The sequence below is a fragment of the Gelidibacter algens genome, assembly GCF_001678675.1.
Lineage (GTDB): Bacteria > Bacteroidota > Bacteroidia > Flavobacteriales > Flavobacteriaceae > Gelidibacter > Gelidibacter algens.
On sequence record NZ_LZRN01000004.1, the window covers coordinates 54,150 to 77,497 of the forward strand.

Genomic DNA, 23,348 nt, shown 5'->3' on the forward strand with positions numbered 1-23,348 from the left:
ATGACCAACCATTTTACATGTGCGGTCTACCACTTATGATGGAAGCATTGAAGAGCAACTGTCTAACTTAAAGGTTAAGAAAGGTCAAATCGTTTATAATGCGCCTTCATAAACTGATGCGTATCCTGTTTTAGCCTTTAGTATTTGCTATGTTGATGTCGCTTAACGGGATGTCTAATTGGATCCCTAAAATACTCGGAACTGATTTATATAACACATGGTTTAGCACATCATTAACCTCCTATTTTGTTAACTATAAAGTAAATAGAACTGCTTTGCGGGATTGATTTAAATTTCTAAAATCTAAATTTAAAATTTTTCAAAAAAATTCAATTGAATAGAACTATAAACGTTAATTTTAACTGCCATGTTTGCTTAAGAGGAATATGATTTTTTTGCCCTGAACTGACTTTAAAATAAATAAACTAACTAAATTGAACAGATGATTGAGGTTATTAAAGATAAGAATCAGTGGATTGAACAATTATCGCTGATTGAAAATCTAGATTTTCATCATACTTATGATTATCACGATCTTTCTAAAAAGGAGGATGAGTTGCCGATACTTATAAAATATACAGAAGGACTTACCTCTTTAGCATTACCGTTACTTATAAGAAGTATTAAAAACTCTGACTATAAGGATGCTACCTCAGTATATGGGTATGCCGGAATATTGACTTTAAATTTAGATCAACATTTTAATAGAGACGATTTTTATAAAGAACTCAATGTGTTTTTCAATGATCATAAAATCGTATCGGTTTTTTCAAGACTGCATCCTTATTTAGAATATCAAGAAGCGCTACTTGGAGGATTGGGAACTATTACCACGCTAGGCAAGGTGGTGTACATTGATTTGAAAGATAGTTTAGAAAATCAGAGAAATATGTTTAACCGAAGAATGAAAACATATTTAAACAAATCTCGTAAGACTTGTAAGGTCATAGAAAGTAAGTTGCCAAATCATCTGGAATCATTTATTCATTTGTATCATGATAATATGAGGCGTGTAGATGCTGATGACAGCTATTACTTTGATAAAAATTACTTTGATCGGCTGATGTCAAGCAAAGAATTTAAATCAAGGTTGATGTTGTGTCTCCATATTGAAACAGAAACGGTTATCGGAGGTGCTTTATTTATAGAAAAAGGAAAGATGGTGCAATACCATTTATCAGGTCTTGATGATGATTACTTTGACCTCAACCCAATTAAGCTCATTATAGATGAAATGCGTATCCAATCCACACAACAGCAATTTGAATTTTTAAATCTAGGTGGCGGCAGAGGTAGCAAAGAGGATTCACTTTTTACATTTAAGACGAGTTTTTCAAAACACTTTAAAGAATTTAAAATATGGAAGTACGTTGTTAATGAAAAGGTGTACAGAACTCTTGTAGAAAAACATTTAGGAACACGTTCAGAAACTGAGGTTTCAAACGATGATTTTTTTCCAGCTTATCGTTTGGAAAATGAACATCAAAAATTTGAGTAGTGTGGTTATGGATGCTCTTTGAGAATTCTTATAAACAGTTGTCAAAAGTAAAAAATAGTTAATCTTATACGGCCTGGTTTTTGAAAATGGGTTTTGAAATGGACTCATGACGGTTTTACATATATGAAAAAGCTTCCCTTTTTAAGAGAAGCTTTTCTTTTTTTAACCTAAAATCAAATTACATCTTGATCAATTTTGAGGTTGACACCTGACCGTTGCTGTGCGCTATTTTAACAACATACATACTTTGGTCCAAATCAGAAACGTCAAAATTATCTGAGGTTGTAAATGCACCCTTAAATGATCTGATAAGTTTGCCTGTGATGTCATAAATGTCAAGCACATTGAAGTCCTTGTTTATTCTGAACGTATCGTTTACAGGGTTTGGATAAATTGTGAAACTGTTTTCCGCATTAAAGGAAGTTGAGCTTAAGGTGGCAGCTTGGTTTCCAAAAATCCTAAACTGTCCTGCAGGAATGGTTATTGGCGCAGCTGTATTTGTAACAGTAATCACTGTGTTTCCCGTCTCGTCCATAAGGTCAAACCAACTACCTGTGTAAGGAAAATCTGGAACAATAGTTAAGTCCCCCACCGAAAAATTGGCCAATACAACCACATTCTTTAAAGCGGTATTCGGTAGTGCATCATTGAACACATAAATACGCTGTCTAATGTTACTACCGTTGGGGCTGATGGTATAATCTCCCTCAAATACGGGTTCATTAACTTTTAGGGCATTTAAACGGGCATAATCCTTATAGACTTGAGATCTGTTGGCAACGTTGGTCCAGTTTTCTGTCCATTGGGGTTGTGGTTTTGTGTCTAATTTGCAATCGCCTTGTCCATCCACATCACCCGGAAGGTTGACCTTACCATTTTTACATGTGAAGATGGAATTATTCATCCCCAATGCTCCAAAGTGCCAAATCATTTTTGGTCCAGGAACCGTAATTAAGGTGGCAGCGACCGACGAAGCCCTGATCAAAGCAGAAGGCAATAAACGTGCGTTTTGGAGTGCGGTGTTCCCTTCGGTTTGTGTGCGATACATCACACGTTCCTCGTCATGACTTTCGGCGTAGCCTACCAGACGTTTAGCATTGAAATTACGACTTTTATGACCAACGCCAGCAAGATTTCCCTGTGCTGCGAAACCTTTCGAGAGTTCAGTATAAGGATCTGTCATTTTGCCCCAAAGCATGATTCCTTTTGCAATACCATCGACCTCACCTGTAAATCGGTAATCTGCCCATGGCTTTTCTTCGGAGTTACTTCCCAAATGCTCGAAAATCACGTAATGAGTAGGATCTAAACTCCAGGAGTAATCAGCGTATTCCGTCAAGATTCCGAAACGATCGGATGGTGTCCCATTGGTGCAGGGGTCATCATTTGAGTTACATAATTGTGTAAACCCTTTGGTCAAGTCCCAACGGAAACCATCAATTTTAAATTCCTTAATCCAATGTTCCAAAACACGTTTCGTATAATATTTTGTGAGAGCACTAGAATGATCAAAGTCATAACCTACGCTGTAACTATGTCTGGCTTCTTGGTTTAGAAATGGATTTTCGTTGCTGGGTTCTCCCCAACCGTCCACATCAGGATCGTTCATCCACATACGCACCAAAGGATTTCTTCCGAAGGCATGATTTAATGCCACATCAAGGATTACGGCAATGCCATTTTGGTGACACAAATCTATAAATTCCTTAAACTTTTCCTCGGTGCCATAAAATTTATCAAGTGCCATGTGAAAAGAGGTATTGTAGCCCCAACTTTCATTGCCTTCAAATTCCATGATAGGCATCAACTGAATGGCATTGATGTTCAGATTTTTGAAATAATCTATTTTATCGATCAAATCTTGGATATTTCTGTCAGTATCAAAATCCCTGATCAAGACTTCGTAGATGATCAAATCTTCCTTCTTCGGCTTACTGAAATCAGTAACTTGCCAGTTATAAGGTGTCTTTCCTGTTTCCAAAACGCTAACTTCACGCTCTTGCCCTGCAGGATAAGCGGGTAAATTAGGATAAGAACTTGCAGGAATGTATGGATCATCAAATGGTGACAACACTAAAGTAGAATAAGGATCTGCAGTTTTGACTAGCTTTGGTGAATTTGCAACGGGTGTTTGATCTGTTACCCAAAATTGATAAGTCTCTACTTGATTAGGAGTTAATCCATTAAGCTCCAACCAAAATTTGCCGGAACTATCTTTTTTCATGGCATACGCATCATCTGGTTGCCAGTTATTAAAACTACCTGCTACATATACGAAATCTTTTAGGGGTGCATTTAGAACTAAAATAGCCTTTGTTGGATCGTTATCATTATAGTTAATGCCATCTTCTAAACCAGCTGTAGGAAAATTTTGAATTGTGGTCCCGGGGTTTATAATTACAGAAAATAATTTTGAAATGGAGGTTCCTAATTGGGTAATTTCTAAGACGTAGTTTTTATTGGTCGTTATATTAGCGTCAGTGTAGCTGTAAGTTGAGCTTCCAGAACTTGAATCTATAGCTATGCCATTTGCTTTTAGAGTGTAAGTAGCATTACCGTTGGTGTTACTAGCTGATATACTAAGATTTTGTCCAGAATTTAGGATAGTAATTGCATCCGAAGGATTGGTTAAGTTAGCTTGGAATAATCCAACATCAAAAATAAAATCGCTGCAGTTATTCCCTTTAAGTTCTTGTCTGCCATTCTCATTTCTAATTACCATGCCAATTTTTGTGGCATTGGAAGCTTGCGTTGTAGTTAAGCCATAATAGTTTTCAGGAACTATAGTAATACTGTAGATGCCGTTACCATTATTGGTCATTTGCCCTATGCCATCATCCTGTTCATAATTCCCGACAACCTTAAATCCAAAGGGGTTGGTGTCATCGCCAATACCTGAATGCATATAGACCTTGTTGGGGTTGGACATACTGTTGCAATTAGATGCGGTACTATTGATATCTACAGTAATAGTAATCGATTCATTTATTTGGAAAGGATTAGGTGTAATGGAAACCTGAGCATTGAGTGTTATTGAAAAAAACAAACTCAAAAACACGAGACTAAGAAGTGTGAAGTTTTTTTTCATTTTATAATTTGATAAATTTCGAAATCCATCTAAAATAGAATGTAAAATATTCTACAATTAAAAAAGCTGGTTGATGAACCAGCTTTTTTATGAATATTTATAATTATTGAAGTGCAGCAGTATAGGTGTACATTCTAGGATTGCTAAAATCTACCTCAATCAAATAAGTACCTGCGGCATCAACGGTTAAGTTAGTGCCATCATTAAAATCTAATGTGCCATCTGCCCCTGCATCACCATAATTGAGAGCCCATGCATTATTAGCTCTAAATTTAAAGGCATCATCAGCACCGGCTGTAAGGGCGATGGTAATTTCCCATTTTCCTGTAGTAGGGTTATAGGTCATATCTTGATCTTCTACACCATTGTCTGGCCATCCAGCAGGGGTTGCGCTTCCTGTAATTGCCCAATTTGTGATTTCTGCGGTGTATGTGAGGGTTGTTAAGTTGACCTTAATAAAATAATATCCAGCACCAGTAAGTAAAATGTTGCTTTCCCCTTCTTGGATCAAGGTTCCAGAAAAAGTACCATCATCTCCATAATCGCCTTCAAAAGACTCATTTGTTGGTAAAACCTTGAATTCTGGGCTTTCTACATTCATGAAAACATAACCTTCGTATTCATTGTTCCCTTCACCGGAAGAGGCAATTGGCACTGCATTAGGTGCTTTCCAATTCTCGCCGTAACCGCTAGCTTCTAGGAAGTTTCCAACAATATATAGTTTAGGTAATTGTACTTCAGCTTCACCTTCCTGTAATTCAATATTTAAGGCTTGAACAGGAGAGTACGAAGCTAAGCCGTTGTCGCCTACAACCGCCATCAACCTAAAAAAGACTTGGCCTACGTTTGGAATATCATCGGTATTTGGATCATTATCTAAACCTGCGGCTTCAGCCAAAGCTATCATTTTATTAATGGTCACAGCAATTTCATTACCAGATGTAGAGCCTAAATTATACAAGGGCTCACCTGGTATATAGTCACTGAAATCAGATTCTGTAGCAGCTTGCAAGCTATAAGTGACATTTGTTGGAACTGAAAAATTGGCATTTGACCAAGTAAAACGTTCAGCCAAATTATTTCCCACAGTAGGATTTAAAAGGTAATTCTCCAAAAATGTAGTATTAAATACAAGATCATTTGTTGCAACAGCCACAAATTCTAAATCATCATCTTGTTGGCAGGCGTTAAATGATAGTCCAACTATCATGATTACTATAAAAAGTTTTAATTTTTTCATCATCATTATTTTTATTTAATATCCTGGGTTTTGTTTTAAATTAGGGTTTGCTTGTAAGGCTTGATCTGGAATAGGGAACAATTTATAGGTTGCAGGAATAGAAGTGCCACTGGCAACTCCACCTTTCCATGGCCAATTGTAGGCGCCTCCAGTAAATTTTCCAAATCTTATCAAATCTGTTCTTCTATGGCCTTCAAGATTTAATTCTCTTGCACGTTCGTCTAAAATGAATTGTTCATTAAGATTTGATAACGTGATTGCACTAGCATTAGAGCGTAGTCTAACATCATTAACATAGGAAAGTGCGGTATTCATATCAGCTCCTGACACTCCTCTTACGGCCAATTCAGCATACATGAGGTAAGCATCAGCAAGTCTGAAAAGTGGAAAATCTGTACTAGAGAAAGCGGTTGGCGTTGACATTTCTTGAAATTTAGTATTCCTAAATTTTACAGAAGGATAGCCATCGGTCCAAGTTCTGTAATTTGTCATCTCATAACTATGTCCTTCCGTCCAAAAAAGACTCGCTCTAATGTCATTTGAGTTTTCTAATTCTGCTTCATTGGCAGCAAATAGGCCATACCATGCTTTGGTTGCTCGGTGACCTTGCCAACCCTCAGCGGCTCCAAAATCAGAAATTGTAATGGTATCTGGGCTCAAATTTCCATTGACTATATAAGTGGTATTGCCAAAACTCTGGCTCTTAACCGCATCCGCGATTAGCGGAAATATAATTTCTGGGGAGGTGTTATTATCTGCAGAAAAAACCTTCACAAAATTTGGGTCTAGAGAATAAGGGCCACTGATCACCTTTTTAACATATGTAACAGCATCAGCATATCTAGGTGTGCCAGTATATACTTCGGCATTCATGTAAAGTTTAGCCAGTAACATAGATGCTACATAGGTGTTTGCTCTTCCATAGGAATTTGATTCAGGTAAAATTGGTATAATGGCCAATAATTCTGATTCAACAAAATTAAATAATTCTTGCCTTGTTGCCTCAGGCAGAGGAGTGGATTGTCCCAAATTGGCTTCAGTTGCTAGCACACCTTTTCCAAAGGCATCTATTAAATAGTAATAGGCTAGAGCACGGATGAATCTTGTTTCTGAAAGTACGATTTCCTCGTCTTCAACATCAACGCCTTGGAGTACTTGGATTAAGTTGTTACATTGTGGGATGGTATAATAAATTCTGTTATATAAATATCTGAAAAATTTATTGTTTCCATCCCAATCAGAAGTTGTTGTCAATTGGTCCAAACCATCATCTCCCCAACGATTTTTCATACCATCAGCAGTAAAATCTTGTAGGTTGACAATTCCTCTTAAAAAAGGAGATTCACCTGCATTATCGCTAATATCAGAACTTCCTGGTCCGTTTGGCCCTGAAAGTGCAAAGGAGGCATAAAGCCTTGAAACAATGCCTTCAATGGCATTGGGGTCTTGAGCCAATAATTCGTCCAATGATAATTGGGTCAAAGGTTCAGTGTTTAGATCGTCTGTGCAGGAACCAAGACTTAACATCATGAGCCCTATAGTTGCAATCATTATTTTTTTCATAGTTTTTATTTTTTAAAAATCTAAATTAATACCAAAAGTATAAACTGTTGGTCTTGGATAAAAATTACCATCGATACCACCAAAGTTTTCTGGATCCTGTCCTTCATAATCCGTAATTAAGAACGGATTTGAAACAGCCCCAGACAATCTTAGGGACGCATCTTTAATAATGTTCTTAAAGTTGTAACCTATAGCGATATTGTCACATCTTAAAAAAGTCGCATCCTTCAAATAGTAGTCAGAAAATTGTACGTTTCCTCTCACATTGTCAAAAACAGGGTTGGCAGCACCATCATAAAAATTGAGTACATTAGAAATACTCGTGTTGTTAGCTGGTAGTGCACTTTCAATGAATCCGTAGTTAAGCAAGTTAAAATTATAGACATTGCCTCCTAGTTGTCCTCTAAAGCTTGAGCTCAAGTCCCAATTCTTGTAATTGAAATTTAAGCCAAAACCATAGGTCCAATTTGGTACTATTTGTTCAAAATAGCGGTCGTCATTTGTAATTTGATTGTCTCCATTTAAATCTACAAAAGCATTTGGAATTGGGTTTCCATCAGTATCATAAACTTGTTTAAATACAAAGGCACTTTCTGGTTGCTCTCCCAGGGCGTGGTAAAGTAATAGCGCTCCCGTACCTCTTAAAGAACCTCCAATACCAATGTTGTTTCTGCCTCCTAAATCGGTAATCTCTACTGTATTGTAAGCAACATTTCCATTGATATTGAAACTGAAATTCTCCGTCTGTATAGGATTGAGGTTTAAGTTCAACTCAAAGCCTTCGCTCTCAGTAGCTCCAACATTATCGATAAATCGGTCAGAGAAGGCTTGTCCTGGTGGCACTGGAACTTGTGCCAAAAGATCTGTTGTTTCTCTCTTGTAGATATCAAATGAACCAGAAAGGAGATTTGAAAATACATTAAAATCCAGACCAAGGTTATAGGTTGTTGTTTTTTCCCAAGTTAAATTAGGATTAAAAGGTAAGGCAGAATATAATGAAGAATTAGGTAAGTATTGACTATTGCTATCACCAGCTTGAAATAGTGGGATAGACGGATAGAAACCTACAACTCCCGTAATGTCTTGCTGACCTGTTTGTCCATATCCTAAACGTATTTTTAATTCATCAATAAATTCAACGTTTTTCAAAAAAGATTCTTCTTTTACTTTCCAAGCCAATGCTGCTGCAGGGAAATAGCCCCAACGATTTTCTTCTGTGAACAATGACGATCCGTCTGCTCTTATGGATAGCGTTAGCAAATATTTATTGTCAATATCAATGTTTGTTCGTCCAAAATACGATTGGAGGTTGAGCACGTTGTAATACCTGTTGTTTATGTTTTCAGGATTGACAACTTCAAACCTAAGGCCTGTTTCTGTATCATAATCAAAACGGTCTTGGTTACCATCATTTTTGAAATTTTGATAGGAATAACCGGCCTGGATATCAAATTTATTCAGAATACCCTCTTCAAAGCTTTTGGTATATTGACCATACGCATCAAGTGTGGTGTTGGTGATGTCTTGTCTTTCACTGTAATTGACGCCAGGATTAAATACAAAATTATTGTTGATGTCAGTATTTGCACTGTCAAATCTATAGCTTGCCACGGCATTGTCAAAATAGCGTTCTTCAATAGTAGATTTTGAAGCATCTAATCCTAAATTTACTACCGCTTTTAGCTCAGGTAAAAAGGGCATCGTGTAATCAAATTCAATATTTCCTAAGAAACGAAGGGCTTCTTGCGGTCTTTCTCTCTGTTGCAGTAATGCCAACGGGTTAAACTGTCCATCCAATATCAATCGATTGCCATCTGCATTAGTGTTCATATAATAACCTCCAAACCTGTTATCTGCTGATGTATCGTATATTGGTTTGGTTGGGTCAAATACAAGTGCCCCAGCTAAAGCCCCATTTCCATCAATAGCATTCTTGTCAGCATAAGTAAGTTTTGCGTTGACATCCAATTTAAGATTATCGTCAAAAAACTTTGGGTTCAACTTTAATGCGGCGCTGACACGCTCGTAATCGTCAGTTTTTATGACACCTTCTGCGTTGGAATAGCCAATAGAACCTCTAAAAGGTATTTTATCAAATAAATTGGCACTCGCACTAAAATTGGTATTTGAGGTAAATGCTGTTCTGTAAACGGCATCTCGCCAATCTGAATCATAAATATCACGCCCGTTGAGTGTTTGAGCAACTAGAGCATTGGAGGAAACTTCAGTTGGATCTACCCCAAGCGAACCCACAAAATCTGGATGATATTCTTGAATGAATTTTACATACTCACTGCTTGTCATGACATCTAAGCCATCACCGGCTTTACTTACAGAAAGATTAGTTGAAAAATTAAATTTTGTTGCCCCTGATGTTCCTCTCTTAGTGGTTATAATTATTACACCGTTAGACGCTCTGGTACCATAAATGGCAGCTGCAGAGGCATCTTTCAAAATTGAGAAACTTTCAATGTCATTTGGGTTAACCAATGAAAGTGGATTTGAAACCCCTGCAGGGTTATCATTTCCTATTGGAACACCATCAATGACGATGAGAGGATTGTTATTTGCATTTAAGGAAGCACCACCTCTAATTCTAATATTTGGTGCAGAATCAGGAGAACCACCATCAGTAGTAATCCTAACACCAGCTGCCTTACCTGTAAGTAATTGGTCTGTTGAAAGTATGGCGCCTTTATTAAAGTCCTTGGAAGAGACAACATCAACAGATCCTGTTAAATCTTCTTTCTTGACACTGCCATAACCAATCAAAACAATTTCGTCCAATTGGGCTGCGTCTTCTGTAAGGGTCACATTTAAGGATTGTTGTCCTGTATACGTAATTTCCTGTGGTTTGAAGCCGACATAAGAGAATACGATAACATCACCATTTGAGGCGGTTATGCTGAAGTTGCCATCAAAATCTGTGGTGGCACCTGTCGTGGTTCCTTTAATTAAAATATTTACACCTGGTAAGGGTACGTTAGCTTGATCTGCTACAGTTCCAGTAACCGTGGTTTGTGACCACATCACTGAAGGTATCAAAAATACCGATAACAGTAAGCTATGTAAAAATGTTTTCATAGACTATTTTTAAAGTTAATTGTGTTAATACTTTCCTTATATTTTCACTTCTTGGGTTAAATCTATGTAAATTTTGTGTCAATTTAGAACTAGACATTATCAGATTCACAGCGAAAACGTTTTCGTGTTGACAACTTTTGTGTGATTAGGGACATTAACTTAAATATATCTAAAAAAAATAAGAATTTATAACAATACCACACCTTTAATTTTTAGTAGGCTACTTGTTGAGAGTTATTGTTAAATTGCTTGCCATTAATACCAAGTTTGATTCAAAAAAGACGTTATGAAAAGGAAAATTACCTTAAAACAGATAGCCAGAGAGCTAGATGTTTCTATATCAACAGTTTCTAAGGCTTTGCGGAATAGTATTGAGATCAGTGAAGATACTAGAGAAAAAGTACAGGCATTTGCCAAACTCTATAATTATCGACCAAACAACATCGCACTCAGTCTTAAAAACAGAAAAACCAAAACAATAGGCGTAATCATTCCTGAAATTGTACACCATTTCTTTTCAAAGGTGATTAGGGGTATTGAATTAGTGGCCAATAAAAGAGGTTACAATGTTATAGTAGGGCTGTCCAATGAGTCTTTTGACAAAGAGGTAATCAACATGCAAATGCTGGCCAACGGCAGTATTGATGGCTTTATTTTGTCCATTTCCAAAGAAACCTTGCAGCAGCAGGATTACCATCATTTTAAGGAAACCATTAGTCAAGGTATGCCCATTGTCATGTTTGATCGTGTCGTAAATGAAATCAATTGTGACAAGGTTATTATTGATGATTTAAAGGGATCAAAAAATGCTGTTAACAAACTCCTGGCTAATGGCTGTAAAAATGTAGCAATTATTACCACCAAAGATTATGTCAGTGTAGGTAAATTGAGAACGCAGGGCTATTTGGAGGCATTAGATGACTATAAGATGAGCCCTAAAGCAGATCTTATTTTGAAAGTAGATGATGCGCTGGTTTCAGAAGATCATCTGGCATCACTGGAGCTAGAAATTGAAGCGTTGTTTAAGAAAAATAATGCCATTGATGGCGTTTTTGCAGTAAATGAATTGTATGCTATTATAGCGATGAAGGTGGCTCGTAATTTGGGAATGAAAATTCCTGAGGACATTCAGTTTATTGGATTTACGGATGGGGTATTGTCCAAACACGCTACCCCAAGTTTAACAACGGTAAATCAGCATGGGCAAGAGATGGGCGAAAAAGCCGCAGGATTATTGATAGATAATCTTGAGCGTGACGATGAAGAAGAACACTACCAAACCATCATTATTGAAACAGAACTTGTTGAAAGAAACTCCACGAAATAAAAAAAAGACAGTGCCAATTTAAAAACTTTGCTATCTTTACCCCATAATCAAAACCTTATTTTCACTTCTTAAAAATAAGTTTTGATAAGTTTTATCGCTTGTCAATAGTATTAATTTTAAACATACTATTATGAAAAAGCGCACGCTCGGATTTTGGGAAATCTGGAACATGAGTTTCGGTTTTTTGGGAATCCAGTTTGGTTTTGCTCTACAAGGAGGCTTTATGTCTCGAATATTTCAAACACTTGGCGCCGAAAAAGATGCTATCCCATTGTTGTGGATTGCAGCTCCATTAACCGGGTTGCTTGTGCAACCAATCATTGGATATTTAAGTGATAGAACTTGGCATGTCAAGTGGGGCAGACGACGGCCTTACTTTATGATTGGTGCTATTTTGAGTTCTATTGCCCTATTTTTTGTGCCCTATTCACCGGCATTATGGATAGCTGCAGGATTATTATGGATTTTGGATGCCTCCATTAATGTGTCTATGGAACCTTTTAGAGCTTTAGTTGCTGATAAACTTCCAAATTCCCAAAGGTCTTATGGGTTTGTGATGCAAACATTGATCATAGGGATAGGGACTTGGGTGGCCAGTAATTTACCATGGTTGGTTTCTCAACTTGGAGTTAGTGATTCTGCGCCTATGGGAATTGTGCCTATGTCCGTTAAAATTGCTTTCGCCATAGGAGCTTTTGTTTTTTTGGCTAGTATTTTATACACGGTATTTACCACCACCGAATATCCTCCGGAAGACATGGAAGAATTTAAACGTGAAAAGGCTAAAAAGAATAATTTCATTTCAGACATCCTTAACAATATTGGGAGTATGCCATTGACAATGAAAAAATTGGGTGTCATTCAATTCTTTTCTTGGTTTGCTTTTTTCACCATGTGGAGTTTGGCAAATCCGGCACTCACAGAGCATGTTTTTCAAACACCAGCACCAATTGAATCTGCTTATGATATGACCATCTCCGCGCAAGCGCAAGCTTTTGATATCGCCAATACGTCATTCCAAAAATCTTCAAATTTAGTGGGATCAGCAATGGGAATCTACGGATTGTCTTCGATGGCATTTGCCTTGTTGCTCGTGTTTTACACTTCAAAAAGAAATATCAATCGGAAGTATGTCCATATGGCGTCCTTAATGATTGGAGGATTAGGATTCATTTTGATGAATTATTCCTCGCCTGAAAACTTAAAATATTGCTTTGTGCTTGTTGGTTTCGCTTGGGGTAGTATTTTATCCATGCCTTATGCCATGTTATCAAGTTCTGTTGATCCTAAAAAGATGGGCGTAATTATGGGCATTTTTAATATGTTTATCGTGATTCCACAAATTATTGCGGCCTTAGGAGGTATCAATTTTGTTTCTGGATTGTTGGGAGATGAAGCGATTAATGCAATGACAGTTGCAGGAATAAGTTTATTGATTGCTGGCCTATGTAATTTATTGATTACAAATAAAAACGCAATTTCATATCAAGCAGAAGAAATTTAAAAACAATGACTAAAAAAGCATTCATATTTGACTTGGACGGCGTGATCGTAGATACCGCAAAATACCACTTTTTAGCTTGGAAAAAATTGGCCAATAGCATTGGTGTCGATTTTACACACACACAAAACGAACAACTGAAAGGTGTCAGCAGAGTCAAATCATTAGAAAAAATTCTCGCCTGGGGAGACAAAAGCATCAGCGACGCTGAATTTACGAGACTTATGGCGCTTAAAAATGATGATTATCTCACGTATATCGATACCATGGACGTACAAGAGATTCTTCCAGATGTCACCAAAACATTAGATTTTCTCAGTAACGCAAAGCAACATATCGCCTTGGGTTCTGCTAGTAAAAATGCGAGAATGATCTTAGAAAAGGTGCATATTCTTGAAAAATTTCACGTCATTGTTGACGGTAATGATGTCACCAAAGCAAAGCCAGATCCTGAAGTCTTTTTAATTGCAGCACAACAATTACATGTGGCTCCTAAAGATTGTATTGTTTTTGAAGATGCTGTGGCAGGAATTCAAGCGGCCAATGCAGCAGGTATGACATCTATTGGTATTGGCGACAAAAATACGCTCAATGAAGCCGATTTTGTCTTCACTGATTTTACTGAAATCAGTGCTGAATTTTTAAACGGTTTAATTAATAGATAGTACAACGTATCAAGTACAACGTATTAAGAATAAAGTAGCACTAGTTAGTAAACTAAATATACGCCATTGCGACCCTTGCGCCAAGCTTTGCGTCCATTGCGGTAAAAAATATTACCTAAAAGGAATTTAGAAAATAGACATCTATAAAAAATGAATCAAGATTATATACAACCAAACAATTGGTCCATCATTGAAGAAGGTTTTGATGCCGAGCGTGTCAAATCATCTGAAAGTATTTTTAGTATTGGTAATGGCGCCATGGGGCAACGTGCCAATTTTGAAGAACACTACTCCGGAAAAACATTTCAGGGCAGTTATATTGCTGGTGTTTATTATCCAGACAAGACCAGGGTAGGCTGGTGGAAAAACGGCTACCCAGAATATTTTGCAAAGGTGCTCAACGCTCCTAGCTGGATCGGCATCAACGTCTCAATTAATGGTGAGGCATTGGATCTCGCGGCTTGTAAGGACGTCAGCAACTTTAGGAGAGAACTCAATATGAAGGAAGGTTGGTTGTCCCGAAGTTTTGAAGTAACGCTTCAAAATTCAATAGAACTTAAGGTAGATACCAAACGTTTTTTAAGTATTGACATGGATGAAGTGGGCGCCATTCAATATAATGTGACGTCCTTAAATAGCAACGCAGAGATTGTTTTTGAGCCTTATCTTGATGCTGGTATTACCAATGAAGACAGCAATTGGGATGATAAATTTTGGAATACCTTGAGCGTGGATTCTGAAGGGCAGCAAGCCTTTATTGTGTCGCACACCATGAAAACAAAATTCCATGTGTGTACCGCAATGCAAACTCAAGTGTCGTTAAACGGAGAGGTGTTGAACGAAAATTATTCCGTAAGCAAAACTGAAAATACCATCGCATTTCAATATAATGCAAAGGTCAACAAAGGCGATACGGTGACCCTGACCAAATTTGGAGGATACACCGTTGATAGAAATCATGATAAAAACGAATTGGCAGCGGTGGCCAAGAAAACCTTAGCTCAAGCGTCAGCACTTGGTTTTGATACCATGCTGCAGCAACAAAAAGAAGCTTGGGCAAAAATTTGGGAGATGGCCGACATCACTATTGAAGGCGATGTCAAAGCACAGCAAGGCATCCGTTTTAATATCATGCAACTGAACCATACATATTTGGGTAAAGATGCGCGCTTAAATATTGGTCCGAAAGGATTCACGGGCGAAAAATATGGCGGCAGCACATATTGGGATACGGAAGCGTATTGCATTCCGTTTTATATGGCCACCAAAGATCAAAAGGTAGCTCGGAATTTATTGGAATACCGCTACCATCATTTAGAAAAAGCTATTGAGAACGCTGAAAAACTCGGCTTTAAAAACGGCGCTGCATTATATCCAATGGTGACCATGAATGGCGAAGAATCCCATAATGAGTGGGAAATCACCTTTGAGGAAATCCACCGGAATGGCGCCATTGCTTTTGCCATTTTCAATTACCATCGCTTTACTGGAGACTTCAGTTATATTCCAGAAAAGGGATTGGAAGTTTTAATTGGTATTGCGCGTTTTTGGCACCAGCGTGCTACGTTTTCTACTGATAAAATCAAGTATGTCATTCTTGGTGTAACGGGGCCAAATGAGTATGAAAACAATGTTAATAATAATTTTTATACCAACTACATCGCACAATGGTGTATCAATTACACGTTGGAAACTATTTCCAAAATGGAGGGTAGTTTTGCTGATGACTTGACGCGTATTTTAGAAAAAACCAATCTTTCAGAAGATGAACTGTCTTTATGGGCACAGGTTGCAAACAATATGTACTTGCCTTTTTCAGAAGAACACCAAATCTATTTACAACAGGACGGATTTTTGGATAAGGAATTGATTACTGTAAAAGACTTGCCAAAATCAGAACGTCCTATCAATCAAAAATGGTCTTGGGACCGGATTTTGCGTTCACCGTACATTAAACAGGCAGATACGCTTCAAGGGTTTTATTTCTTTGAAGAGCAATTCTCTTTAGAGGAATTGGAACGTCATTTCGATTTTTATGAGCCATTTACAGTCCATGAAAGTTCCTTGTCGCCTTGCGTCCACAGCATTCAGGCAGCAAAATTGGGCAGGATGGAACAAGCGTATCAGTTTTACCTACGCACCTCAAGATTAGATTTGGATGATTATAACCATGAAGTAGAAGAAGGATTACATATTACGTCAATGGCCGGAACCTGGATGAGTATTGTTGAAGGTTTTGGTGGGATGCGCGTTGTGGACAATAAACTTTCTTTTGAACCTAAAATTCCTGAGCAGTGGGACGCCTATTCGTTTAAAATCAACTTTAGAAATCAGATTTTGAAAATAAGTGTCAGTAAAAAGGAGTCCAATTTTGAATTGGAAGGTGATGCCGCTATGGACATTTTGGTCAATGGAAAAGAAGTCTTGATAAAGCCTCAGAGTTCAGTGACGGTAGAATAAATTACAAGGTCAATCCAATTTAAAAATTAATTAATAATGAAGAACTTCGTGAGCATTTTAATGCTACTTTTAAGTATGACACTTTTTTCGCAAACAGCAAAAATAGAGCCTCCTTTTTGGTATGCCGAGATGCATAACCCAGAGCTTCAATTAATGGTATATGGTGAGAATATGTCGCAATATGAGGTGAGGTTTTCAAACACTATTGAAATTACAGATATTGTAAAAACTGAAAATCCAAACTATATATTTGTCACCATTACTACCGAGAATGTAAGTCCTGGAACTTATGAACTTCAATTTTTAAAGGATAACAAAATCATTTTTACAGAATCATATGAGTTGAGAGCGCGTCGCGAAAACTCTGCTTTGAGAAAAGGTTTCGACTCCAGTGATTTGATTTATTTGATCATGCCAGATCGGTTTGCAAATGGAAACCCGGACAATGACAATACAGATGACACCGTTGAAAAAGCGAACAGAGAAGAGCCTTCAGGGCGCCATGGAGGCGATATTCAAGGCATCATTGATCATCTGGATTATTTGGAGGAGTTGGGTGTGACGGCGCTTTGGAGCACGCCATTATTGGAAGACAATGAGCCAATTTTTTCTTACCATACCTATGCGCAAAGCGATTATTATAAAATAGATCCACGTTTCGGGACCAATGCCGATTATCAGCGTTTGGCGTCAGAAATGCACCAGCGCGACATGAAGCTCATTATGGATTATGTCACCAATCACTGGGGAAGCAAGCATTGGATGATTCAAGATTTGCCAACCAAAGATTGGATTCATTACTGGGAAGACGGCGAAGAAGGTTTTCAGCGCAGCAGTCATAAAATGACCACTCAGTTTGATTCCAATGCTTCTGAGGCAGATAAGGAAGCGTGTATGAACGGATGGTTTGATACGACTATGCCTGATATCAACCAGAAAAATCCATTGGTTTTAAAATATATGATCCAAAATGCCATTTGGTGGGTAGAATTTGCTGATTTGGATGGGTTTCGGGTAGACACCTATTCTTATAATGATAAAGAGGGTATTGCAAAATGGACTAAAGCCATTATGGACGAATATCCTAATTTCAATATTGCTGGAGAGGTTTGGATGCACAGTCAGGCACAAATGGCCTATTGGCAAAAAGACAGTAAAATTGGAGCGATTGATAATTACAATTCGCATTTGCCAACCGTTATGGACTTTACACTTCATGACGCAATTGTCGTAATGTTTGCTGAAGATGATCAAGAATGGGATAAAGGAATGCTCAGGGCTTATGAGAATTTTGCAAATGATTTTCTATATCCTGATATCAACAATATTCTAGTTCTTGCAGGAAATCACGATACCAACCGCATCAATGAAATTTATGGTGCAGATCTCAATACTTACAAAATGGTAATGACGCTTATTGCTACTGTAAGAGGAATTCCACAAGTATATTATGGGGATGAACTAGGCATGCTTGGCAACAAGGATGTCAATGGTGATGGCGATATTAGACAAGACTTTCCAGGAGGTTGGAAAGGTGATCCGATAAATGCTTTTACTGCAGAAGGAAGAACTGCCGAGCAAACCGACTTTTTTGAATTTTCTAAGAATCTATTTAATTGGCGAAAATCGAAATCCGTTATCCATACTGGGAAAACCATGCAGTTTGTACCTCAAAACAATGTGTATGTTTATTTTAGATATACTGATGACAGTACGGTAATGGTGGTGATCAATAATAATGCTGAAACACAAACATTAGACTTAAAACGTTTTCAAGAGGTAATTAAAGCTCATAAAACAGGTACCGATATCATTTCAGAAGCACAGATTTCTTTGGAGAACACGCTGCGTATTGATGCTAAAACTACCATGATAATTGAATTTTAGAGGTATTTTTGCGCTCTAAATTAGTAGTGCTGCAACCACTTTACAAAATAAAAATCGCATCTGTAAAGTTATACAACCTTGAAGGTTTAAAATAAAACATGAAAAATACCATTTATATACTGACCGTTTTTGCTGTCTTGCTTTCCTGTAATACCAAAACCAAAGAAGCCAAAATCAAACCCGCCGATAGTTCTAACGTGAAAACAGAAACCATTAAAGGAGATTTCTCTGGTGGCACTTTACTGCGGATTGACGATTTTCCGTCCAACTATATTCCGCCACGAAAAGTGGATATTTGGTTGCCAGAAGGCTATACCCAAAGTAAAAAATATGCCGTGTTGTACATGCATGATGGACAAATGCTTTTTGATAGCAGGATCACTTGGAACCATGAGGAATGGAAAGTGGATGAAGTAGCAGCCCAATTGATGAGAGATAGCATTACTAGAGATTTTATCGTAGTGGCACCATTTAATATTAACGAATTGCGCCACAGTGAATATTTTCCACAAAAGCCATTTGAATCGCTTTCTGAAACGGTTCAAGATTCGCTTTTTGAAGAAGCACGACTCAACAATTTCAAGCTTGATTCAGTGACCTCCAATAATTATTTAGGCTTTATTGTTAAAGAGTTAAAACCTTATATCGATGCCAATTACGCTGTGTATACCGATAGAGAAAACACCTTTGTAGCAGGATCGAGTATGGGCGGATTGATTTCTATGTATGCTATTTGCGAATATCCGGAGGTTTTTGGAGGTGCCGCGTGCCTGTCAACCCATTGGCCAGGAGGTAATCCCAATGACAGCGACTTGTTGGCCGACACCTTTTTTGAGTATATGGAAGGTAATTTACCTTCGCCAAAAAACCACAGATTCTATTTTGATTATGGTACAGAAACACTGGATAAATTCTATCCAAAATATGCGCCAACAGTTAGCAAGATCTTTAAGGACAAAGGCTATGACCAAACAAATTTCAAAAATCTGAAGTTTGAGGGTGGAGAGCACACTGAAATTTCATGGCAAAAACGCTTGGATATTCCGTTGACGTTTTTGTTGAAAAAAGTCGAATAAATCGGAAGTAGACCTCACAGGTTTTTATCCCGAAAGGTCGGGACTGTGAGGTCTGATATAAAACAAGCGCACAAATTCCTTCCCTTTTTGAACGGAAGGTGGCTTTAATTCCCGAAAAGGAATAAAGCAGGAAGGGTAAAAAAACATCACATGAAGCACTATTTATTTATAGCATTCTTATGCGCATCACTACTTGGCTTTTCCCAAAACCCAACCCGAACTTTTGAATCCGTTGATTTCAAAAACAACGTTCTTGAAATAAAAGTAAATGACGGCACCTATAAAATCACGCCTTACAGCAAAAGCATTGTTGAGACTACGTTTATCCCTTCCGGGGAAAGTTTTAATGCCAATTCACACGCCGTCGTTCTGAAACCAGAATCACTACCATCAGAACTGATCAAAACCGATACGTCCTTTGAGCTCAAAACAGAAGGTATTTCGGTCCAAATTCAAAAACAACCCTTCCAAATTTCCTATATCTATAAAGGAAAACCCATCATCTCCGAAGAATTGGGCTATGTCAAAAACGACAGTTTGGAAACCATTCAATTCAATCTTACAAACGACGAAATTCTTTATGGTGGAGGCGCCAGAGCTTTAGGGATGAACCGCCGTGGTTACAGATTGGAGCTTTATAATCGTGCGCATTATGGTTATGAAACCCATTCTGAATTGATGAATTATTCCATGCCCATCGTGATGTCGTCCAATAAGTATATGGTCCATTTTGACAATGCACCCATCGGTTTTCTGGATTTGGACAGTAAAAAAGATAATACCTTAACTTATGAAACTATTTCTGGCAGAAAAACCTACCAAGTTGTTGTGGGCGATTCTTGGACAGAGTTGATTGATAATTATACAGATTTGACAGGGAAGCAACCGATGCCACCGCGTTGGGCATTGGGGAATTTTTCGAGCCGTTTTGGATACCATTCTCAAAAGGAAGTAAAGCAGACAGTTCAGAAATTTAGAGATGAACAAATTCCGTTGGATGCAATAATCATCGATATTTTTTGGTTCGGAAAGGACATTCAAGGGCATATGGGGAATTTAGAGTTTTTAAAAGATTCGTTCCCAAATCCGACCCAAATGATCAAGGATTTAAAGTCAGATAATGTCAACACGATATTGGTGACAGAGCCTTTTGTTCTGACGACGTCCAAACGTTGGCAAGAAGCTGTTGATAACGATGTGTTAGCGAAAGATTCCATTGGGAATCCGTTTACTTTCGATTTTTATTTTGGCAACACAGGGTTGATTGACATCTATAATCCGAAAGGAAAAACATGGTTTTGGAACATTTATAAAGGTCTTGCAGATATGGGTGTCACCGGAATTTGGGGCGATCTGGGAGAGCCTGAAGTCCATCCCTCAAAATTATTACATGCCACCGGCACAGCAAATGAAGTCCATAACATTTACGGTCACGATTGGGCAGGATTAATTGCTGAAGGTTATAAAACTGATTTCTCCAACCAACGTCCCTTTATTTTAATGCGTGCGGGATCTTCAGGATCGCAACGTTATGGGATGATTCCTTGGTCTGGAGATGTTAACAGAACTTGGGGTGGCTTACAAAGTCAACCAGAGATTGCACTGCAAATGGGCATGCAGGGTTTAGGGTATATGCACTCTGATTTAGGCGGATTTGCGGGGAATGTTCAAGATCCAGAACTCTACACCCGTTGGTTGCAATACGGCGTTTTCCAACCTATTTATCGTCCGCATGCTCAGGAAGATGTGCCTGCTGAACCTATTTTTTGGGACGACAAAACGAAAGCCTTGGCAAAAAAATCAATCGAATTGCGCTATAAGTTATTGCCTTACAATTACAATCTGAGTTTTCAAAATCATAAAGAAGGCACGCCTTTAATGCGACCGCTGTTCTTTGAAGACGATTCAGACCCACTTGCAATAGTGGCTTCAACCTATTTCTGGGGTGCTGATTTTTTAATCGCACCAATCCTAATACCTAATAGTACTGACAAAGAAATCTACTTCCCTAAAAACAACAATTGGTTTGATTTCTATACCCTTAAAAAGTTCGAAGGTGGGCAAACTGTTTCGGTTAAAGTAGTTGAAGGCCACATTCCAACCTTTGTGCGCGGCGGGGCTTTAATTCCGATGGCAAAACCGATGCAGAGTACCAAAGAATACTATGGCAATACATTTGAACTCCATTACTATTATGATGCTTCGGTTAAAGAAAGTAAAGGCCAATTGTATAACGACGATGGATTGACGGCTGAAGCATTTGAGAAAGGCAACTATGAGCTTTTGAAATTCGAATCAGAAGTTGGCAAAAAGAAAATTGAACTTGAATTCGACGCTGAAATTGGTAACCGCTTTCAATCACAAATCAAGAAAGTCGACCTTATCATTCATAACGTCAAATCCAAACCTAAATCGGTAAAAATCAAACGAAAAAAAATTAATTTCACTTATAACGAAGCGCTTACAACGGTATCCATTCCTTTCGATTGGAGTACCTCAGAAGAATTAGAAATAAACATCAACTTAAATTAAATACCATGAAAAAAATTATTTTGGCAGCCTTCAGTTTTATGCTGATTATGGCCTGTAAAGAAGAAAAGAAGCAAGAAACAAACCTCGGCGAAGACACTCAGGAAAAATTTCAACCCATTTCTGATGACGTTTTGGAAACGGCCGTCATTTATGAAGCGAACATTCGTCAATACTCGCCTTCAGGGCATTTTGATGAATTCACAAAAGACATTCCGCAGTTAAAGCAATTGGGAGTGAAAGTCATCTGGTTGATGCCAATATTCCCAATCAGCGAAACCAAACGTAAAGCTACCGGCGGAGCAGACAGTAAATTTGCTTCCGATTTTCCTGAAGCAGAACAAGCAAAATACTTGGGGAGCTATTATGCGATAACTGATTTTACGAAAATCAATCCAGAATTCGGAACTATTGAAGACTTTAGAAATTTGATCAAAACCGCACATGATAATGGCATTTATGTCATATTGGACTGGGTGCCAAACCACACGGGCTGGGACCATACATGGATTAAAAATAAACCAGAATACTACACGAAGGATAAGGATGGAAACATCACACATCCAATAGGTACCGATTGGACCGATGTTGCTGATTTGAATTATGACAATCAAGACATGCGCAAAGAAATGATTGCCGATATGCAATATTGGTTAAAGGAAGAAGGAGTTGACGGCTTTAGATGTGATGTTGCAGGGTCTGTCCCAACTGATTTCTGGGTAGAAGCCATTCCGCAACTCAGAAGCACAAAAGACATTTTCATGCTGGCCGAAGCTTGGGAACCTGAACTGGCTCAGGACAATCTCTTTGATATGGTCTATGGTTGGAATACGCACCACGCCATGAACCATATGGCACAAGGGAAGAAAGACTTAAAAGCCTGGGAAGATCGTTTGGCTGAAATTGATTCACTTTATGAAGAAAATGATATTATCATGAATTTTGTAACCAACCATGACGAAAATTCATGGAGCGGCACTATCAAGGAGCGCATGAAAGGTGCAGCGCCTTTGATGACCGCTTTCAGTTATACCATTCCTGGTATGCCATTGATTTACTCAGGTATGGAATATGATATGGACTACCGATTGAAGTTTTTTGAAAAAGACTCCATTCCTAAAACGAAAAAAGAGATGTGGTCCCTACTTGAGAAATTGGGAGAGTTGAAAAACACCAACCCAGCCTTGAATGGAGGGAAAGATCCCGCATCTTATAAAAACTTGGAAACTACAAATGATAAGGTATTGGCTTTTCAACGCAGTAAAAATGACGTTACAGTGACCTTTGTTGGAAATTTTTCAGATCAGGAGCAATCGCTCACTCCACCATTAAAAGGAAATTTCACAGATTACATCACAAAGGAGTCTATTGAAATGAATGATAAGGTTCTTGTTTTAAAACCTTGGGAATATAAAATCTTAACAAATTAA

The 23,348-nt window shown here is 38.0% G+C and carries 13 protein-coding genes; 9 read left to right on the forward strand and 4 right to left on the reverse strand.

Annotation, left to right across the window (positions count from 1 at the left end):
- Nucleotides 1-442 precede the first annotated feature (442 nt).
- Entirely contained in the window at nucleotides 443-1,498 is a 1,056-nt protein-coding gene (locus tag A9996_RS02770) for a peptidoglycan bridge formation glycyltransferase FemA/FemB family protein (protein ID WP_066430635.1), read from the forward strand.
- A gap of 178 nt (nucleotides 1,499-1,676) precedes the next feature.
- Here the strand turns inward: A9996_RS02770 and A9996_RS02775 are convergent, their stop codons facing one another.
- From A9996_RS02775 to A9996_RS02790, 4 genes are all read right to left on the reverse strand, one after another.
- Complete coding sequence (locus A9996_RS02775) at nucleotides 1,677-4,586, reverse strand: alpha-amylase family glycosyl hydrolase (protein WP_066430637.1); 2,910 nt, start codon at nucleotides 4,584-4,586, stop codon at nucleotides 1,677-1,679.
- Between the two features lie 103 nt (nucleotides 4,587-4,689).
- Entirely contained in the window at nucleotides 4,690-5,796 is a 1,107-nt protein-coding gene (locus A9996_RS02780; protein ID WP_169817235.1) for a SusE domain-containing protein, read from the reverse strand.
- Between the two features lie 45 nt (nucleotides 5,797-5,841).
- On the reverse strand, nucleotides 5,842-7,389 hold the full coding sequence (locus A9996_RS02785) for a RagB/SusD family nutrient uptake outer membrane protein (protein ID WP_066430642.1): 1,548 nt from the start codon (nucleotides 7,387-7,389) through the stop codon (nucleotides 5,842-5,844).
- Between the two features lie 12 nt (nucleotides 7,390-7,401).
- Complete coding sequence (locus A9996_RS02790) at nucleotides 7,402-10,473, reverse strand: SusC/RagA family TonB-linked outer membrane protein (protein WP_066430644.1); 3,072 nt, start codon at nucleotides 10,471-10,473, stop codon at nucleotides 7,402-7,404.
- 286 nt (nucleotides 10,474-10,759) lie between these two features.
- Between A9996_RS02790 and A9996_RS02795 the strand changes: the two genes are divergently transcribed.
- The 8 genes from A9996_RS02795 to A9996_RS02830 all read left to right on the forward strand — a co-directional run bounded on the left by A9996_RS02795 (nucleotide 10,760) and on the right by A9996_RS02830 (nucleotide 23,348).
- Nucleotides 10,760-11,800: a LacI family DNA-binding transcriptional regulator gene (locus A9996_RS02795; protein ID WP_066430646.1), complete on the forward strand. Its 1,041-nt coding sequence runs from the start codon at nucleotides 10,760-10,762 to the stop codon at nucleotides 11,798-11,800.
- Nucleotides 11,801-11,930: 130 nt separating this feature from the next.
- Complete coding sequence (locus tag A9996_RS02800; RefSeq protein ID WP_066430648.1) at nucleotides 11,931-13,304, forward strand: MFS transporter; 1,374 nt, start codon at nucleotides 11,931-11,933, stop codon at nucleotides 13,302-13,304.
- A 5-nt stretch (nucleotides 13,305-13,309) separates the two neighbouring features.
- Nucleotides 13,310-13,966, forward strand: coding sequence for a beta-phosphoglucomutase (pgmB, locus tag A9996_RS02805; RefSeq protein ID WP_066430653.1), 657 nt, complete (start codon nucleotides 13,310-13,312; stop codon nucleotides 13,964-13,966).
- A 150-nt stretch (nucleotides 13,967-14,116) separates the two neighbouring features.
- The gene (locus tag A9996_RS02810; protein WP_066430654.1) at nucleotides 14,117-16,426 is read left to right on the forward strand and encodes a glycoside hydrolase family 65 protein; all 2,310 of its coding nucleotides are present in this window, start codon (nucleotides 14,117-14,119) and stop codon (nucleotides 16,424-16,426) included.
- A gap of 36 nt (nucleotides 16,427-16,462) precedes the next feature.
- Nucleotides 16,463-18,313 (forward strand): glycoside hydrolase family 13 protein, encoded by a 1,851-nt coding sequence (locus A9996_RS02815; protein ID WP_066430655.1) that lies wholly within the window; start codon nucleotides 16,463-16,465, stop codon nucleotides 18,311-18,313.
- 98 nt (nucleotides 18,314-18,411) lie between these two features.
- Entirely contained in the window at nucleotides 18,412-19,389 is a 978-nt protein-coding gene (locus A9996_RS02820; RefSeq protein ID WP_066430656.1) for an alpha/beta hydrolase, read from the forward strand.
- Nucleotides 19,390-19,539: 150 nt separating this feature from the next.
- Nucleotides 19,540-21,921 carry a glycoside hydrolase family 31 protein gene (locus A9996_RS02825; RefSeq protein WP_066430662.1) on the forward strand — a complete coding sequence of 794 codons (2,382 nt, stop codon included), beginning with the start codon at nucleotides 19,540-19,542 and terminating at the stop codon, nucleotides 21,919-21,921.
- 5 nt (nucleotides 21,922-21,926) lie between these two features.
- The gene (locus tag A9996_RS02830) at nucleotides 21,927-23,348 is read left to right on the forward strand and encodes an alpha-amylase family glycosyl hydrolase (RefSeq protein ID WP_066430815.1); all 1,422 of its coding nucleotides are present in this window, start codon (nucleotides 21,927-21,929) and stop codon (nucleotides 23,346-23,348) included.